This window comes from Chloroflexota bacterium (assembly GCA_018829775.1).
Taxonomy (GTDB): Bacteria; Chloroflexota; Dehalococcoidia; order Dehalococcoidales; family RBG-16-60-22; genus E44-bin89.
The window spans coordinates 1-15,051 of sequence record JAHJTL010000089.1; the positions used below are offsets into that span (position 1 = coordinate 1).

Here is a 15,051-nt window from a genome sequence, read left to right on the forward strand (position 1 = left end):
ATCGTAAAAGGCTCCATTCGGCACTGGGCTATCTGCCACCGAATGAATTTGAGGAGCTACTTAACATCGGCTTGGATAAGGAGTTACCCCGCCAGACTCTCCTAACCCTATCTGTCCAATCATAGGGGTGCACTCCACTTCGACTACAAGATCAATTGCACCGTCCATTACTATCAACATTTGTTCACTTTCGTGACGATGAGAAGGAAGTTGGGCGTTCGGTTCCCCGCTTGCCATACTGAGAGTAATCTTTTCAGCAGATATAATGTGAGCTTTAATACCCGGGGCTAACTCTATAGTGGGAACGTCGGCGTAACGAATAACTTGTTTGTCATATTCCTCCTGACTGGCATAAGGTTCTCTCTTTTCCATCACTACACTCCTATTAATTATTTATATTCTTCGCTGAGTCTGATAAGCGTCTCTGTCATGTCTTTCGCTTTCTCTAGTCGTGATCGCGTTCTTTTTAGTCGCGCAGTATCATCCCACCGTCTACGTGTATGCACTGCCCTGTTACATTGCGTGCGTCTTCCGAGGCAAGGAAGGCCGCCATCTTGGCGATGTCCTCCGGTGCCTGCTCACGGCGCAACGGTACCTCCGCCCTGCGTGTCTCCACGTACACATCGTGGGGGTCCCTGTTGGCTAGCTCGGGCCTGTTGCGTATCATCTCCTCGATTTGCTGCTGGGGGGTGGGTGTCCATACCATTGAAGGGCAGATTGCATTTACGTTTATGTTAAACTCGGAGACCTGGTGAACCAGCGCTTTGGTATATCTCAGGAGTGCCGCTTTGCTCACAGGGTAGGCATTGGGGATTCCCAATCCTGATGCATGTGGGGGACGTGAGGCATGCGCTGCAATGGAACCGATGTTGATTATCTTCCCGTACTGCCTCTCCTTCATATGCGGTAAGATAGCCTCACAGCAATATACGGGGCCCAACAAGTTCACGGCGAGGACAAAGTGCCAGTCCTCGTCCGTATCCGTGCCGTCTTCCATGGTTATACGCCCAGGGGCATAGACCACCGAGGCGTTGTTGACCAGGATATCTATGTGACCGAAGGCATCCAGCGCCTTGCTGACAGCGGCTACCACCGAGTCACGCTTGGCAACGTCCACCTGTACCACCAAGGCCTTATGCCCCAGTCTCTCTATATCCTTAGCTACTTTAAGCGCCCCTTCTGTTGCTACATCTGCCAGAACTATATCGGCCCCCTGCTCTGCCATGACCAGACAGATACTACGTCCTATCCCTCGGCTTGCCCCAGTTACAAAGGCTACCCTGCCTTTAAGGTTTCCAAGCATAATCATCTCCTTTATTCGTTAAGATAAGAGGGATAATAAATTATCCCCATCTTGATGTCAACAGGCTACTATATTGTATTTCTATCCCGGCCAATTGGACAATACCCTACATTATCTAATTTCGCATTCAGTGACTCTGACCTGTCCCCACAAAGGATACCACTTCTAATAAGATAGTCCATAATTTACTTAGCTTTCATCTCGTGATGCCTCTATCTTGGCCTCTTCCCCGTAAAGGTTGAAAATGATAAAAAAATGATTAGTAGTTTAGTCCTATATTGAAACTTGTGAATAACAGCAATATTGAAGCTAACTGAATCCAATTGGGTTAATCATGGTTCATAGCATGGTAGTACTTTAGTCATACATTGAAGCTAGTTGAAAAATAATAATGTTGAAATATGCTGAAAAATGGAAGTATAGAGGGATTGTAGAAGTTGACAAGAATAATATCTCCTCCATATTGTCCATATATTGTTTTGACACTTGGATAGGATGGCTCTGGTATTATAAATTCGTGTTTAAAACGGTAGAGGTCATCCAATGAGGGTGAACCAGCGGCGTTCAGATGTTGAAATAATTGCCGAGATGCTGAGAATAGGTCTGAATAGCGCCCCAAAAACAAAGATCATGTACAGCGCCAATATGAGCTATAGTCAGATGAGGAAATACTTACATTTCTTAACAAGTCAAGGTTACTTTGACAGTGTTAGAGCAGATAATCTATCAGTAACTTATCAGGCGACTGAGAGAGGTTTGAATTTACTTAAGAGTATTGACGGCTTTATTGAGATACTCGGGTTAAATGATGATTAGGTTGAGGTGAGTTATCTAAATCATCCTGCCCTCTCAGCAACAACACTACCCACTTAATTGAACCAACCACACCCTGTTGTCCAGGTGCTAAGGTTGTAATTACTTAAAAATTCTGTGGCAGTTTAGCCACTAATCAAACTCAAAAGGGGGCCGGTTCCCATTGAGTAGCAATAGTATTGACCTCAGCTATGAAAGGAATATAATTAGCTTACCTGATGCAAAAACCTCTAAAATAGAATGGGATACTAGGAACGTGGTGATGAAAAGGGGGGCAGTTGCCGTTAATCATAAGACGGTTGCTAGCACCCTTTTCAGTACCTTCACCGGATAGGTCTGGATTAGACACCGGGTTGAATAACAATGGGATAAGGCCAGGAACACAATAATCTAAGAAGGAGTATCCAATATGAGCGAATTCACCAAAATACTGAAGGTTTCCCCTCTCGGTGACGGGAAAAATTGGATTCTTTTAGAAGAGTTCAAGTATTACGATGACAAGGTAAAAGGTAATGCTAACGAGTACTATTGGATTAAGGTTGAGCCTAAATTCATGACCGATTTCGCTAGTGTGCCTCCAATCTTTCGTTCACTTGTATCAAAATGGGGGAAGCACGGAAACGCAACAGTACTTCACGATTATTTGTACTGGACGCAGCAATGTACAAGGAAGGAAGCAGACAAGATATTCAAAGCAGCTATGGAGGTGTTTGGTGTACATCCTTTGAGGAAAACGCTTATCTACTTGGCAGTAAACTGGTTCGGTTGCTTCGCATGGAAAGGCAATATAAAACTAAGAGAGAGGGGGTTTAATAGGGTAGCTGCCAGGTTGCCTGATAAGGCTACTGATACGCCGGATTCACTTCAAGCTTAAATAGCATCACTTAGTACAACTCTGTAAGTGCATAATTATAGTTACATATGGAAGCATGGCACAATATCAAAGCTTCGTTCGCTTTCGTTGAGAGTGATAATTCATATAAAAATATTTTCACTTCCCTTACCTATAAGCTTTGCACTAAGCATTAAGCGTTTACGCGGACGTTTTTAAAGATACCTTCCTCTCAATTGCCCTAACCACATTCCGCAGGCCCGGGGGTTTATTACCAATTTTAATATTGACAACTGTAAGAAGCAGACCTATGATAATTGAAATTAAATATCACAATTAAGCTGAGGAATTCTAGACATGAAAATTGATGTTTATGAGAGTCTGGCGAAAGCCCTAGACCACCTACCCGGAGGCTTTCCGCCAACCAAATCGCGTGTTGAACTGCAAGTCCTCAGGAAGATATTCTCACCGGAGGAGGCCCAACTGGCCGGTTACCTGACTGGCACCGGTGAAGCAGTCGATGTCATAGCAGCAAAAGCCGGCCTACCGGTGGAAGAAATCGAAGAAAGACTCAATGCCATGCGTATTAAAGGCATTATATGGGGCTTTGAGAAGGATGGGATATGGAAATTCCGGTTAGCACCGTTTATCGTGGGGATTTATGAATCACAATGGGAAGTTATGGACCATGAATTCAGTCACCTTGTTGAACAATACTGGAACGAGGGCGGTATGGAGGGAATAATGCGTTATGAGCCAGCATTACATCGCGTTGTTCCCGCACAGCGGGCTATAAAAAGGGAAATAGTATTGCCCTACGATGATGTAAAGCAACTGATATTGCAGGCCAAGTCATTCGAATTGCGTGACTGCATTTGCCGAAAACAGCTGGACTTAGTAGGAAACCGCCAATGTGAATTTCCAGTAAGAGCCTGCCTGAACTTTTCCGTGAAAGAAAAACCCATGGGGCCACATGATATCACTCAGGAAGAGGCTCTCCGGCTGCTTGACGAGGTGGAAGAAATAGGTCTGGTTCACACTGTTAGCAATGTGGCTGCAGGTGTCCACTACGTATGCAACTGTTGTGGGTGCTGCTGCGCTATTTTAAGGGGGATAACACAGTTCGGCATTGAAAATTCCGTTGCCAAAGCGAATTATTATGCGGTGGTTGAAGCCGAAGAGTGCAATGGTTGTGGCATATGCGTGGAGCGATGTCAGGTAGGTGCCTGCTCAATAGAGGGCGATGTTCTGGTGGTTGACCTGATAAGGTGTATCGGCTGTGGTCTCTGTGTTACCGGTTGTCCAAGCGAAGCGGTGAGGCTCGAGTTAAAGCCTTATGCAGAGATAATAACGCCTCCCGAGGACTACAATACCTGGGAACAAGAACGGCTTCGCAACCGCGACCTGTTAGAATAATGAAATGTTTTACGCTTTCCTGGCGAACTTCTGGATAACCCTCGCTCCACGGTCAATTTTACCGAATGATTTGGCAACCTCACCAACATAGAGGTCTGCCCGTGAATCGACACATATGACATGCGGTCCAACAAGCAAGGGCTCGTCCAGGCTATGAGATTCATTTCCCCAGCGCGCTAACAATTTACCATCTATAGTGAATATGCTTATTCGCCGGCATAGCTCCGATATATAGACCGTCTCATCCTTATCCATATAGACATGGGTAGGCCTCAAGAGGTCCGTCCACTGGTCAAGGAATTTACCTTCGGAATCAAATATCTGGACCCGATGGTTTTCCCTGTCCGCAATCCATACCCGGTCCGCTCTGTCAATCCAGATGTTGTGCGGTAACCTGAATTGACTCTTTCCCGGCCCGGGTTCGCCCCATGATAGCAACAATTTCCCATCGGCGCTGAATTTGTGTACCCGTGCGTTGCCGTAACCGTCTGACACGAAGATGTCGCCAGTCGAGGAAATAGCAACTCCCGTGGGCATATTGAACGGCTCTGCCGCCCGCTTAATCGAAGATATCCGCTCGAATATATCCAAACCCCAGCGATGCCCGGTATCGGAGGGCTTATCCATATTCCCAATGGTCATAAGCAAACCGCCCTCTTTGCTGAATTTGTACACGACGTGGCTGTAATCGTCAGTCAAATATATGTGGCCATCAGCCGTCATACAACTGCCATGAGGGCGCTTGAACAGGCTCTCACCCCAGGAGGATACCTCGTTTCCATCCCTGTCGAACACAATCATCGGGCGCTTGCTTCGATTGAAAACGTATATCCTGTCCTCTGAATCGATAGATATCCCACATACGTCAACGAATGACTCCCCTTCGGGAAGCTTCGCCCATGGTTCTACCAGTTCATATCTGTGTTTACCGCTACCGTATTCCATCTCCTTGTCTCCTTTCCTGACCTTAAACCGACTGCAAGAGCGGGTGATGGGATTCGAACCCACGACTCTTTGCTTGGGAAGCAAATACTCTGCCACTGAGTTACACCCGCCTAGCAAATCATTTTAACCCAAAAGCAAAAGAGCTGTAAAGTTATCTACTGTCCGGTGTGATTTCCCTCACAGCAGGTAATTTATTATAATAGTGGCAACGCAAATAAAAACAACCATCTCAACTGAAGGAGGAGAATCCGGTGAAAATCAAGAAAGTTGAAGCCATGGTCCTGACCTGTCGACTGGACAAGCCAATTATGGACGCCACGTATACCCTACCCCACCGCAGCGCCGTGCTGGTCAAAATCGATACGGATGAAGGGATATCAGGAATCGGTGAAGCCGCTTACTTCGGCGGTCCACCGATGATTACCAAAATGATAATCGAAAAGGAGCTCGCCGATTATCTTGTCGGAGAGGACCCGATGAACATCGAGCGACTCTGGGAGACGATGTACCAGCGGTCGATAAAACACGGACGCAAGGGTGCCATCATCGCCAGCATGAGCGGCATTGACATCGCGCTCTGGGACATCAAAGCCAGGGCGGTCGGGATGCCACTGTACAGGCTCCTCGGTGGCTGCTACGAGCAGATTCGAGCCTATGCCAGCGCCGGTTTCTATGCCGAGGGGAAAGGCCTGAAGGAACTGGCCGATGAAATGGCCTCATATGTGAAGGAAGGGTTCACCGCGGTCAAGATGAAAATCGGGCGCGTCAGCCAGGCCGAAGACATGGCGAGAATAAAAGCAGTCAGGGAAGCTATCGGCCCGGGCATCGACCTGCTCGTCGACGGGAATAATGTCTATACCGCCTACGAGGCGATAAAGATGGCCCGAAAGATGGAAGAATATGATATTTTCTGGTTTGAGGAACCGGTCCCGGCGGAAGACCTTGAGGGAAGTGCCAAGGTAGCTGTGGCCATCGATATGCCGATAGCCGCCGGTGAAAACGAGTTCACCCGCTACGGATTCCGCGACCTCATCATCAACCAGGCGCTCGATATCGCCCAGCCCGACACCACCTGGTGCGGCGGCATCACCGAGGCCAAAAAAATCGCCGCCATGGCCAGTGCCTGGAATATCATCTGTGTGCCCCATTCCTTTTCTTCCGCAATCGCGCTCGTTTCCAACCTGCATTTTAGCGCCTCGATACCGAACGGCCGGCTACAGGAATTCGACCGAAATTACAATCCGCTGCGTGAAGAGCTGCTGACCGAACCCATCAGAATCAATAAAGAAGGTTACATTGACCTCCTGGACAAGCCGGGCCTGGGGGTAGAACTGAGCGAGTCAGCGGTGAAAAAATACCGGGTGGACTGAAAGGGCTAGCTCCATTCACCGGCATTGGACTTCGGCCATACCCTCGCCAGTTCGCGGGCTAAAAGCTGATGTTCGGGCGCTTTCAGACCCGGGTCTACCTGGGAAAGTCTGATGGCTTCGTTGCGGGCCAGTTCCAGAATCTTGACGTCGGAGAGCTTGGCCATACGAAGGTCGGGTAGACCACTCTGACGCGTGCCAAAGAACTCGCCTGGACCGCGCATTTTCAGGTCTTCTTCTGCCAGGACAAAGCCATCCTGAACATTCTCGATAACGTCCAGACGTTCCCTGCCCACCTCGGACGGGTTCTCGGCGAGCAGTATGCAGTAGCTCTGTTCCTCCCCCCGCCCGACGCGGCCACGGAACTGGTGCAGCTGGGAAAGGCCAAAACGGTCGGCGCTCTCAATGAGCATCACCGTGGCGTTAGGGATGTCAATGCCGACCTCCACCACCGGGGTCGAGACCAGGATGTCCAGCTTCCGGGCGCGGAAGCGCTGCATGACTCCGTCCTTTTCCTCACCTGGCAGTCGACCGTGCAGCAGGCCGAGCCGCAGGTCGGGAAAGACCTCACGCGACAGTCTCTCGTATTCCACCACCGCTGCCTGAGCAGCAATTGCCTCCGATTCTTCAATGAGCGGACAGACGATGAATGCCTGATGGCCGGCGGACACCTGTTTGCGGATGAAGTTGTGGGCGCTTTCCCGCTGCTGCGGTCTGAGCCACTTGGTCTTCACGGCCTGCCTTCCCGGCGGCAGCTCATCGATGACGGAAAGGTCAAGGTCGCCGTACAGGGTCAGCGCCAGTGTGCGTGGGATGGGCGTGGCCGTCATAACGAGCATGTGAGGTCGGAACCCCTTCTGCCGCAGCGCCGAGCGCTGGGTCACGCCAAAGCGGTGCTGCTCATCGACCACCGCCAGCCCCATTTGTTTAAACTCAACACCTTTCTGAATGAGGGCGTGCGTGCCGATGGCGATGTCGATGTCTCCATCCATAATGCGCTGCTGGAGCTCCTGCTTCTGAGACTGGGGGATATCACCGATGAGCAGCGCTACCGTGATGGGGCGAGATAGCAAGCCGGAAAATCGTTTCAGATAGGGCGCTTCTTCTTGCTGATTCCCAACACCGGAGAGAAGCTGGCAGAGCGTGGCAAAATGCTGTTCGGCCAGAATCTCGGTCGGGGCCATGAAAGCGCCCTGATAGCCGTTGGCGACCGCCATCAGGAGCGCCGCGGTGGCCACCACCGTTTTACCGCTCCCCACCTCCCCCTGCAGCAAGCGGGACATCGGCTGCGGTCTCTGCATATCACCCAGCATCTCCTTCAGCACCCGCTGCTGCGCCGTCGTGAGCCTGAAGGGCAGCGATTCGATGAAATTGTCTAAAAGTGCCGTGTCAATGGTAAAGGCGCTGCCCGGCTGGGCCTCCTGCCAGTCGTGTTTGCGGTTCATTACGCCAAGCTGCAGGATAAAAAGCTCATCAAATGCCAGACGCACTCTTGCCCTGTTTTTTACCATTTCGTCTTCGGGATAGTGTGCCTGACTGATTGCCTGCGGCAGTTCCAGCAGGTCGCAGCGCTCTCTCAATCCCACCGGCAGGAAATCCTCCACCTGCCACGCCCACTGGTCGACCACCTCTTTCATCAGTTTTCTCACCTGGCGTGGGTACAGCCCCTGTGTCAGTGAATAAACAGGGACCAGCCGACCGGTGTGGATTAAGTCCTTATCTTCGGCAAATTCCCACTCCGGAGACTCAAAGACAGGGCGCCCTTTGAACAGGCTGACCCGACCGCTCAGGACGATGCGAGCATTGGTCGGCAGCCTTTTGGCCAGATAGGGCTGATTGAACCACACGACCCGCACATTTCCCGTCTCATCGCCGACAATCGCCTCCGCTCCCTGTCGATAACCCAGACGGGTGACCTGTGCCTGCCACACATTGGCCATTATGGTCTGCTCATCGCCCTCAGTTAATTGCGAGATGTGCTTTATCTGGCTGTAGTCAAGATGGCGGTGGGGGAAGAAATAGAGCAGGTCGCGCACCGTCTTCACTCCCAGCTTGCCGAACTTGGTTGCCAGGCTGGTGCTGATGCCTCTGACTGTGGTTATCGGCGAATCCAGGCCAGACCCGCTGACCGGCGCCACCGCTTTAACTGTCTTTGCTCGCTTTGCTTTAGAGGAAGGCGGTGCTTTTCTTTTCGGTTCAGCCTCAGCAGGAGCGCCTCCTTCTATTTCGGCAACCAGAAGGAAGACGCTGTCCACCCACTCCCGGCGCTGTGAAATGGATAGAGAAGCGTAATCCGCCTTGGCTACGAGTTTCTGGAAACGGCGCAAGAGGCTTCGGTCCGGGATGGCTTCCGCGACCTGGCCCGCCCAGTTCTGGAGAAACCGGTTAAGGCCACCAATGACCGCGGTATTGTCGTACCCCTTCTTTTGCTCCAGCTCCAGAATTTTGTGCAGAGGTTCAAAACTGGCCGCCACCTTATCCTCGCCTTCCGGTGTTATTTATCTCCCATCAACGCCACCAGAAGCAGGCCGGGACCGGTATGTGCGCCGATCACCGGGGTGGTCTTGGTCCGGTAAATGCGCTCTCTGGGGAATAAATTGCCCAGCCTGTCGGTCAGTAAATCAGCATCCTCAGGGCAGGCAGCTTCCTCCACCGCCATCTCTTCAATTCTTTTGTAATCGGCGGCAAACTGGTACAGATGGTCCATTGCCTTGGCCCTGGAACGTGCCCTCCCCGCCGGCTCCACCACGCCGTCTTTCATGGTGATGAGGGGATGTATCCTGAGCGCCGCCCCCAGCAGCGCCTGGGCAGCACCGATGCGTCCGCCCCTTCTCAGGTACTCCAGCGTGTCAAAGGCAGCCCGCATATCAACGCGAGGGATATTGCTGCGCACCATTGCTATGAGTTCGTCCAGTTTAGCCCCGGCCTGTGCCGCTCTGGCGGCAGCCATAACCAGAAATCCCTGTGCCATGACCGCATGTTCGGAATCGATTACCTCAACGCGGCAAGGCTGCTTCATCAGACCGATGCTCTGCACCGCCACCTCGTGGGTGGCGCTGAGCTTGGAGGAAAGCATGATAGCCAGAATCTCGTCCGTTTCTTCGGCCAGTTTATCATAGGCATCGGCAAAGGTTACTGGCGAAGGCACGGATGTTACCGGGAAGATTTTACTGCGCGTAAGCTCCTGATAGAACTGCTCGGTGGTCAGGTCAATGCCGTCACGAAATACCTTATCACCGAAGCGGACATTGAGCGGGATGACGGTAATTCCCAGTTCATCGACTACCTGAGGCGGCAGGTCAGCGACACTATCGGTCACAACCTTTACCGGCATTATTGCCTATTCTGCCTCCAAAACAGTTAGCGCTAGGGCATTTGGACCGGCATGTGTCCCCAGTACCGGGCTGACTATTGACCGATAGATGCGCTCTTTAGGAACAATGGAGCTGAGGCGCTCAACCAGCCCATCCGCTTCATCGGGTGTGGTGGCATGTTCGACTGCCAGTGCCGCAATCTTGGAGAAGCCGGGCACAAAATTGTATAGATAATCCATACCCGCTGCGGGAGACCTTACCCTGGTCAAGGGGGCCATCTCGCCATCTTTTATGGTAAGTATCGGCTTTATGGATAACATTGCGCCCATCAACCCCTGTGCCTTACCGATACGTCCCCCCTTGGCCAGATATTTGAGAGTGTCAAAATATATAATAAGATGCGACCGGGGCATGGCTTTGCGCACCAGGTCAGCCAGCTCGTCAAGTTTCGCCCCCGCCTTGGCCGCTTTCGCCGCTTCAATAACTATCAACCCAAAACCCATGGCCACCGTTAGTGAGTCAATGACTTCAATTCGGCACTTCTCCTCTATCATATCCTTGGCCTGCAGTGCCGACTGATAGGTACCGCTGAGCTTGCTGGATACTACAATAACCAGAATTTCATCGGTTTCCTTGGCCAGTTTCTTATACACATCAACAAAATCGCCTGGTGGAGGCTGCGTGGTCGTGGGAAAGGTATCACCATGAACCAGTTTGTGGTAAAACTCATCGGTAGTCATTTCCACTCTATCCCGGAAGACCTCCTCGCCAAAACGCACATAGAGTGGCACTACGGTAACTCCCAACTCCCGGGCTAAGTCATCGGTAATATCAGATAGGCTATCGGTAACGATTTTAACTGCCATATTAAAGGACAACCTCCTTACTCAATAGATATAATATAGTTATAGTGCGGCTGCCCGCCTCTAACCACCTCGATCTGCAGCTGCGGATACTGGTTGCGAATATCGCTCGCCACCTGCTCCGCTTCAGCCGACTTGGTATCAGCTCCGTAGTAAACGGTGATTACTTCAATTTTACTCAGTTCCAGCTTGGACAGCATTTTATTGAGCACCTCAAGGGCGCTTTCCCCCACCGCAAGCAGGTCACCGTCCAGAAAGCCAATCGGCTGTTTCCTTCTGATTTTCAAATCACCCAGCTTGGCCGAGCGCACGGCGCGGCATATCTCGACTGTTTTCACCGTCGCCAGGGCTCTGGTCATTATCTGGATATTTGATTCCAGGTCCGCTTCATAGTCAAAGGCCAGCAGTGCCGCCACTCCCTGCGGGATAGTCTTCGAAGGCACTACCTCAATTTTCTTTTCCGTGAGCGACTGCACCCGGTTGGCGGTGGCCACGATGTTTTTATTATTGGGCAGAATTATCGCCTTGTCGGAGGCGGTTTGCTCAACCGCCTGAAGCAAATCTTTGGTGCTGGGATTCATCGTCTGCCCGCCGGGAACGATGGCCGTTACCCCGAGGCTGGTGAAAACGTCAGCCAGCCCTTCTCCCGCGACAACCGCCACAATGGCCGTGTCCACCGCTGGACCCTTGTCTTTGCGCATTTCCAGAAAGTCATGATGCTGCTCGTCCATATTCCGTATCGATACCTGATGCAGGGTACCAAGGCTGCCGGCGTATGATACAACATCACCCGGCTCAAGGGTGTGAATATGAATCCGAGCTGCGGTATCATCACCGACCACAATGAGCGATTCGCCTTTCTTTTCCAGCTTCTTCCGTATCTTGTCCGAGGCCAGCTTTTCACCCTTGAGGAGAAATTCGGTGCAGTATCCATAGGGTATCTCGTCGGCGGCAATCATCTGCGGCAGTTTGGTGGCGTGCATATCGGTGACGATAATCTGCGGCTTGCGGAACCGCATCTGCTCCATCTCCCCTCTGAGGTAGTGCAGGGCACCATCGAGAATGGTATGCAGTCCCTGTCCGCCGGCATCAACCACGCCGGCCTCACGCAGCACATTGAGGAGGTTAGGTGTGTTGGCCACCGACTCGCCGGCGGCGTTGACCGCCGTTTCCATGACTGCCACTATATCTCTGCCATTACCGGCCGCTTCTGCCTGCACCGCTGCGGCCACATCCTTTATCACGGTCAGCATCGTCCCTTCCACCGGGTTGCTGAGCCCCTTGTACGCCATTACCGACGATTCCTGCAAAGCATCGGCCAGGTCAGTTGCGTTAAAAGATTCTTTCTCCGTCAGTTTCTGTGCCAGCCCGCGTAGAATCTGGGAGAGAATAACACCGCTGTTACCCCGCGCCCCCATCAACGCCCCGTGTGCCATGGCATGAGCCACTGCCGAAGCGCTGTGGTCAGGGGCCCGGTAGGCCTCCTCAATGGTGGCGCGCATGGTAAGCAGCATATTGGTTCCGGTATCACCATCAGGCACCGGGAACACGTTCAATGCGTCGATATCGGCAGAACTTTTCTCCAACCAACCGGTAGCCGCGGCGAACATTTCCCGTAATTCCTGGCCACCGATGGAGCTTACTTTCTTCATTTTTGCCACCCTTGTCAAGCTCAGCCTGACTGTGCTACCATGTAGTAGGTCTTATATTACAATAAGTTTGTCAAACAGTCAAAGGAGCAATTAGATTGAAGTGCGATATATGCGGTAAATCACCCCAGTTCGGCCATAATGTGAGTCACTCCAAACGGCATACCAACCGCCGCTTTGTACCTAACATTCACCCGGCCACGGTTACGATAAACGGTCAGCTCAAGCGCCTCAACCTGTGTACCAGATGCCTGCGCACCCAGCATAAAGTGATGAAAGCGGCCTAGTTTCTTAACCTCCCGCTAGTTACTTGAGAGACGCTTATCGAAACTGAAGTTCTGTTCTAAAAAGTCGGTTATTCTCAGATAAACGTCCGGATACTGCCAGCGATAGTCATGCCCGGGCGCCCGCATGAAATAGAAAATGCGACCGGGGTCTTCCTCCGCCGACGATATACCTACAAGCGCTTTCCCGCTGGCGAGGAGCATGGCCGGGATATCGCCCCGACTGAATGAATCGACCACCATGCCATTGCTCTCCAGAGCCAGTGTCCGCTCCAGTGTGGCACGTTTGTGCCAGAATGGCGTCCCGGTCTGAATACTGTAAACCCTGGGATTGTCATGCAACATGTCCATCACCGCATCCGAAATAATAACGCCGTTGCTTTCCCCAGCAACGATAATTCTAATATCTGGTATATTTCTGGTGAGGAACTCCACCCTGCTGGCCAGATTTCTTGCCTTGGACGGGTAGACGGACACCACCTCCACGAACTCTTTAATTAATCCCCGCGTGCTTTCAGCGGTCCGATGGTAATCAAGTATCAGCGAGGAATATCCCAGATTATCCAGCTCCGCTTCAATACCATGGCAGATTTCATTCCATCCCGGTGAACTTTCCAGTATATCGGTCCCCCAGCCTCCCGAATTGAAGATAACGACGAAATCTTTGTCTTTAGCCTCGATATAGGCGGTTAGCAACTGGTCGGCGAATTCAGTGTACTTGTCGTGGTAATCGCCATACAGCTCCAACCCCATTGTCGTAGCATCTTCCGCAACCGATTCCGGCACTGCTGAGATATCGGTTATTTTTACCGGCTTCTCTTTCCCAACGACCAGGTCGGTAAAACCGATATCAACATAGGAAAAAGCAATCAGGAACAGGCCAAGCAGCAGCACTGTGGACAGGGCTACAAAGATGCCGAGTTTGCGGAGGTTCACCTTCATTTTCACTATTATCGCATATTTTTTCTTTTTCGGGAATACCTCATTATACCGCCGCCAGAACCTTATCCAGGATATTTATCGCCTCATCAACCTCGCCATTGCCAATGATGAGAGGCGGCATAAAACGCAGGGCGTTGGGCTTCACCCGGTTGACCAGGAGACCGTTTTCCAGACAGGAATTTAACACATCGGCGGCGATTTCATGGTCGAACTCTATCGCCAGGAGCAACCCGCGTCCCCGCACATCGGTGATGAAACTGTATTTGTTCTTCAGTTCCTCCAGCCGACCCGTGAAATACCGGCCGACTTTTCTGACATTATCCACAACGTTGTTATCAATGATGTATTTCAATGTCGCATAGGCTGCGGCACAGACTAGCGGATTCCCACCATAGGTCGAGCCGTGTTCGCCGGGGGCAAACACGTTAGCGCTGTCCTTGACCATAATCGTCCCGATGGGCACACCACTTCCCAGCCCTTTGGCCAGGGTCATGATATCAGGTTCCACGCCATACTGCTCGTAGGCAAAGAGAGTTCCGAGCCGGCCAACGCCGGTCTGAATCTCATCAAGGATAAGGAGAATCCCCTTCTGTTCACACCATTCCTTTACCTCTTTCAGGTAATCATCGTCGGGCAGGTTAACCCCACCCTCACCCTGCAATGGCTCCAGAATGACGGCGCAGGTCTTATCGGTAGTTGCCGACTTGATGGCGGCAACGCTATTGTACTCCACATTTACGAAACCGATAGGCAGGGGGAGATATGGCTCCTGGTGTTTTACCTGTCCAGATGCTGCCACCATGCCCAGAGTGCGACCGTGGAATGAGCCGATGGCGCTGATAACTTCATATGCCCCTTTCAGATGGTGCTTGCCATAGCGCCGTGCCAGCTTAACCGCCCCCTCGTTCGCCTCTGCACCGCTGTTACTGATAAAGACCTTGTCCAGGCAACTGTGTTGCACCAGAATCTCGGCCAGTTGAAGCTGAGGTATGGTATAAAACTGGTTTGAAACCTGAATGAGAGTGTGCGCCTGCTCCGCCAGCGCCTCGGCAACCACGGGATGACAGTGACCCAGGCTATTAACCGCCCACCCGGCGACAAAATCGAGATATTCGCGCCCGTTATCATCCCATACCCTTGCCCCCTCGCCTTTAACCAGCGTCACCGGCACGCGGTTGACGGTATGCATGAAATACTTGCTTTCCAGTTCCTGCCATTTGCTCATTTTCATCTCCTCAGGTTTCTCTAACGGACTCGGATTTCCCTATTTAAGCATTAGAGGGTTTCTGTCTACCTCACCCCCTTTATCCCCCTCTCCTTCAA

Annotated in this window: 14 protein-coding genes and 1 tRNA gene; 5 read left to right on the plus strand and 10 right to left on the minus strand. The window is 51.6% G+C overall.

Annotated features, from left to right (window positions below; genetic code table 11):
• Positions 1-60: 60 nt before the first annotated feature.
• Together KKD83_08770 and KKD83_08775 are read right to left on the minus strand one after the other, a co-directional pair.
• Positions 61-372 (minus strand): hypothetical protein, encoded by a 312-nt coding sequence (locus tag KKD83_08770; protein ID MBU2536239.1) that lies wholly within the window; start codon positions 370-372, stop codon positions 61-63.
• A gap of 94 nt (positions 373-466) precedes the next feature.
• The gene (locus KKD83_08775) at positions 467-1,303 is read right to left on the minus strand and encodes an SDR family oxidoreductase (GenBank protein MBU2536240.1); all 837 of its coding nucleotides are present in this window, start codon (positions 1,301-1,303) and stop codon (positions 467-469) included.
• Between the two features lie 543 nt (positions 1,304-1,846).
• Here KKD83_08775 and KKD83_08780 point away from each other — a divergent pair.
• The 3 genes from KKD83_08780 to KKD83_08790 all read left to right on the plus strand — a co-directional run bounded on the left by KKD83_08780 (position 1,847) and on the right by KKD83_08790 (position 4,364).
• Positions 1,847-2,119 carry a winged helix-turn-helix domain-containing protein gene (locus KKD83_08780; protein MBU2536241.1) on the plus strand — a complete coding sequence of 91 codons (273 nt, stop codon included), beginning with the start codon at positions 1,847-1,849 and terminating at the stop codon, positions 2,117-2,119.
• 406 nt (positions 2,120-2,525) lie between these two features.
• Positions 2,526-2,990 carry a DUF1353 domain-containing protein gene (locus KKD83_08785; protein MBU2536242.1) on the plus strand — a complete coding sequence of 155 codons (465 nt, stop codon included), beginning with the start codon at positions 2,526-2,528 and terminating at the stop codon, positions 2,988-2,990.
• Positions 2,991-3,305: 315 nt separating this feature from the next.
• Positions 3,306-4,364, plus strand: a complete 1,059-nt coding sequence (locus tag KKD83_08790; GenBank protein MBU2536243.1) for a 4Fe-4S binding protein — start codon at positions 3,306-3,308, stop codon at positions 4,362-4,364.
• Positions 4,365-4,373: 9 nt separating this feature from the next.
• Here the strand turns inward: KKD83_08790 and KKD83_08795 are convergent, their stop codons facing one another.
• Together KKD83_08795 and KKD83_08800 are read right to left on the minus strand one after the other, a co-directional pair.
• Positions 4,374-5,309 (minus strand): peptidyl-alpha-hydroxyglycine alpha-amidating lyase family protein, encoded by a 936-nt coding sequence (locus tag KKD83_08795; protein ID MBU2536244.1) that lies wholly within the window; start codon positions 5,307-5,309, stop codon positions 4,374-4,376.
• 38 nt (positions 5,310-5,347) lie between these two features.
• Positions 5,348-5,419: transfer RNA gene (locus KKD83_08800), tRNA-Gly, on the minus strand.
• Between the two features lie 141 nt (positions 5,420-5,560).
• Between KKD83_08800 and KKD83_08805 the strand changes: the two genes are divergently transcribed.
• Positions 5,561-6,679 (plus strand): mandelate racemase/muconate lactonizing enzyme family protein, encoded by a 1,119-nt coding sequence (locus tag KKD83_08805; protein ID MBU2536245.1) that lies wholly within the window; start codon positions 5,561-5,563, stop codon positions 6,677-6,679.
• A 5-nt stretch (positions 6,680-6,684) separates the two neighbouring features.
• Here the strand turns inward: KKD83_08805 and recG are convergent, their stop codons facing one another.
• The 4 genes from recG to KKD83_08825 are packed head-to-tail and all read right to left on the minus strand — an operon-like array spanning position 6,685 to position 12,505.
• The gene (recG, locus tag KKD83_08810) at positions 6,685-9,150 is read right to left on the minus strand and encodes an ATP-dependent DNA helicase RecG (GenBank protein MBU2536246.1); all 2,466 of its coding nucleotides are present in this window, start codon (positions 9,148-9,150) and stop codon (positions 6,685-6,687) included.
• 20 nt (positions 9,151-9,170) lie between these two features.
• Entirely contained in the window at positions 9,171-10,010 is an 840-nt protein-coding gene (locus KKD83_08815) for a DegV family protein (protein ID MBU2536247.1), read from the minus strand.
• 6 nt (positions 10,011-10,016) lie between these two features.
• Positions 10,017-10,856 (minus strand): DegV family protein, encoded by an 840-nt coding sequence (locus KKD83_08820; protein MBU2536248.1) that lies wholly within the window; start codon positions 10,854-10,856, stop codon positions 10,017-10,019.
• Between the two features lie 17 nt (positions 10,857-10,873).
• The gene (locus KKD83_08825) at positions 10,874-12,505 is read right to left on the minus strand and encodes a DAK2 domain-containing protein (GenBank protein MBU2536249.1); all 1,632 of its coding nucleotides are present in this window, start codon (positions 12,503-12,505) and stop codon (positions 10,874-10,876) included.
• Positions 12,506-12,600: 95 nt separating this feature from the next.
• On the opposite strand from KKD83_08825, the gene rpmB reads away from it, so the two are divergent.
• On the plus strand, positions 12,601-12,789 hold the full coding sequence (gene rpmB, locus KKD83_08830; GenBank protein MBU2536250.1) for a 50S ribosomal protein L28: 189 nt from the start codon (positions 12,601-12,603) through the stop codon (positions 12,787-12,789).
• Positions 12,790-12,804: 15 nt separating this feature from the next.
• Here rpmB and KKD83_08835 read toward each other — a convergent pair whose 3' ends face one another.
• Both KKD83_08835 and KKD83_08840 read right to left on the minus strand, forming a co-directional pair.
• Complete coding sequence (locus KKD83_08835; GenBank protein ID MBU2536251.1) at positions 12,805-13,734, minus strand: hypothetical protein; 930 nt, start codon at positions 13,732-13,734, stop codon at positions 12,805-12,807.
• A 37-nt stretch (positions 13,735-13,771) separates the two neighbouring features.
• On the minus strand, positions 13,772-14,953 hold the full coding sequence (locus tag KKD83_08840) for an aspartate aminotransferase family protein (GenBank protein MBU2536252.1): 1,182 nt from the start codon (positions 14,951-14,953) through the stop codon (positions 13,772-13,774).
• Positions 14,954-15,051: the final 98 nt, after the last annotated feature.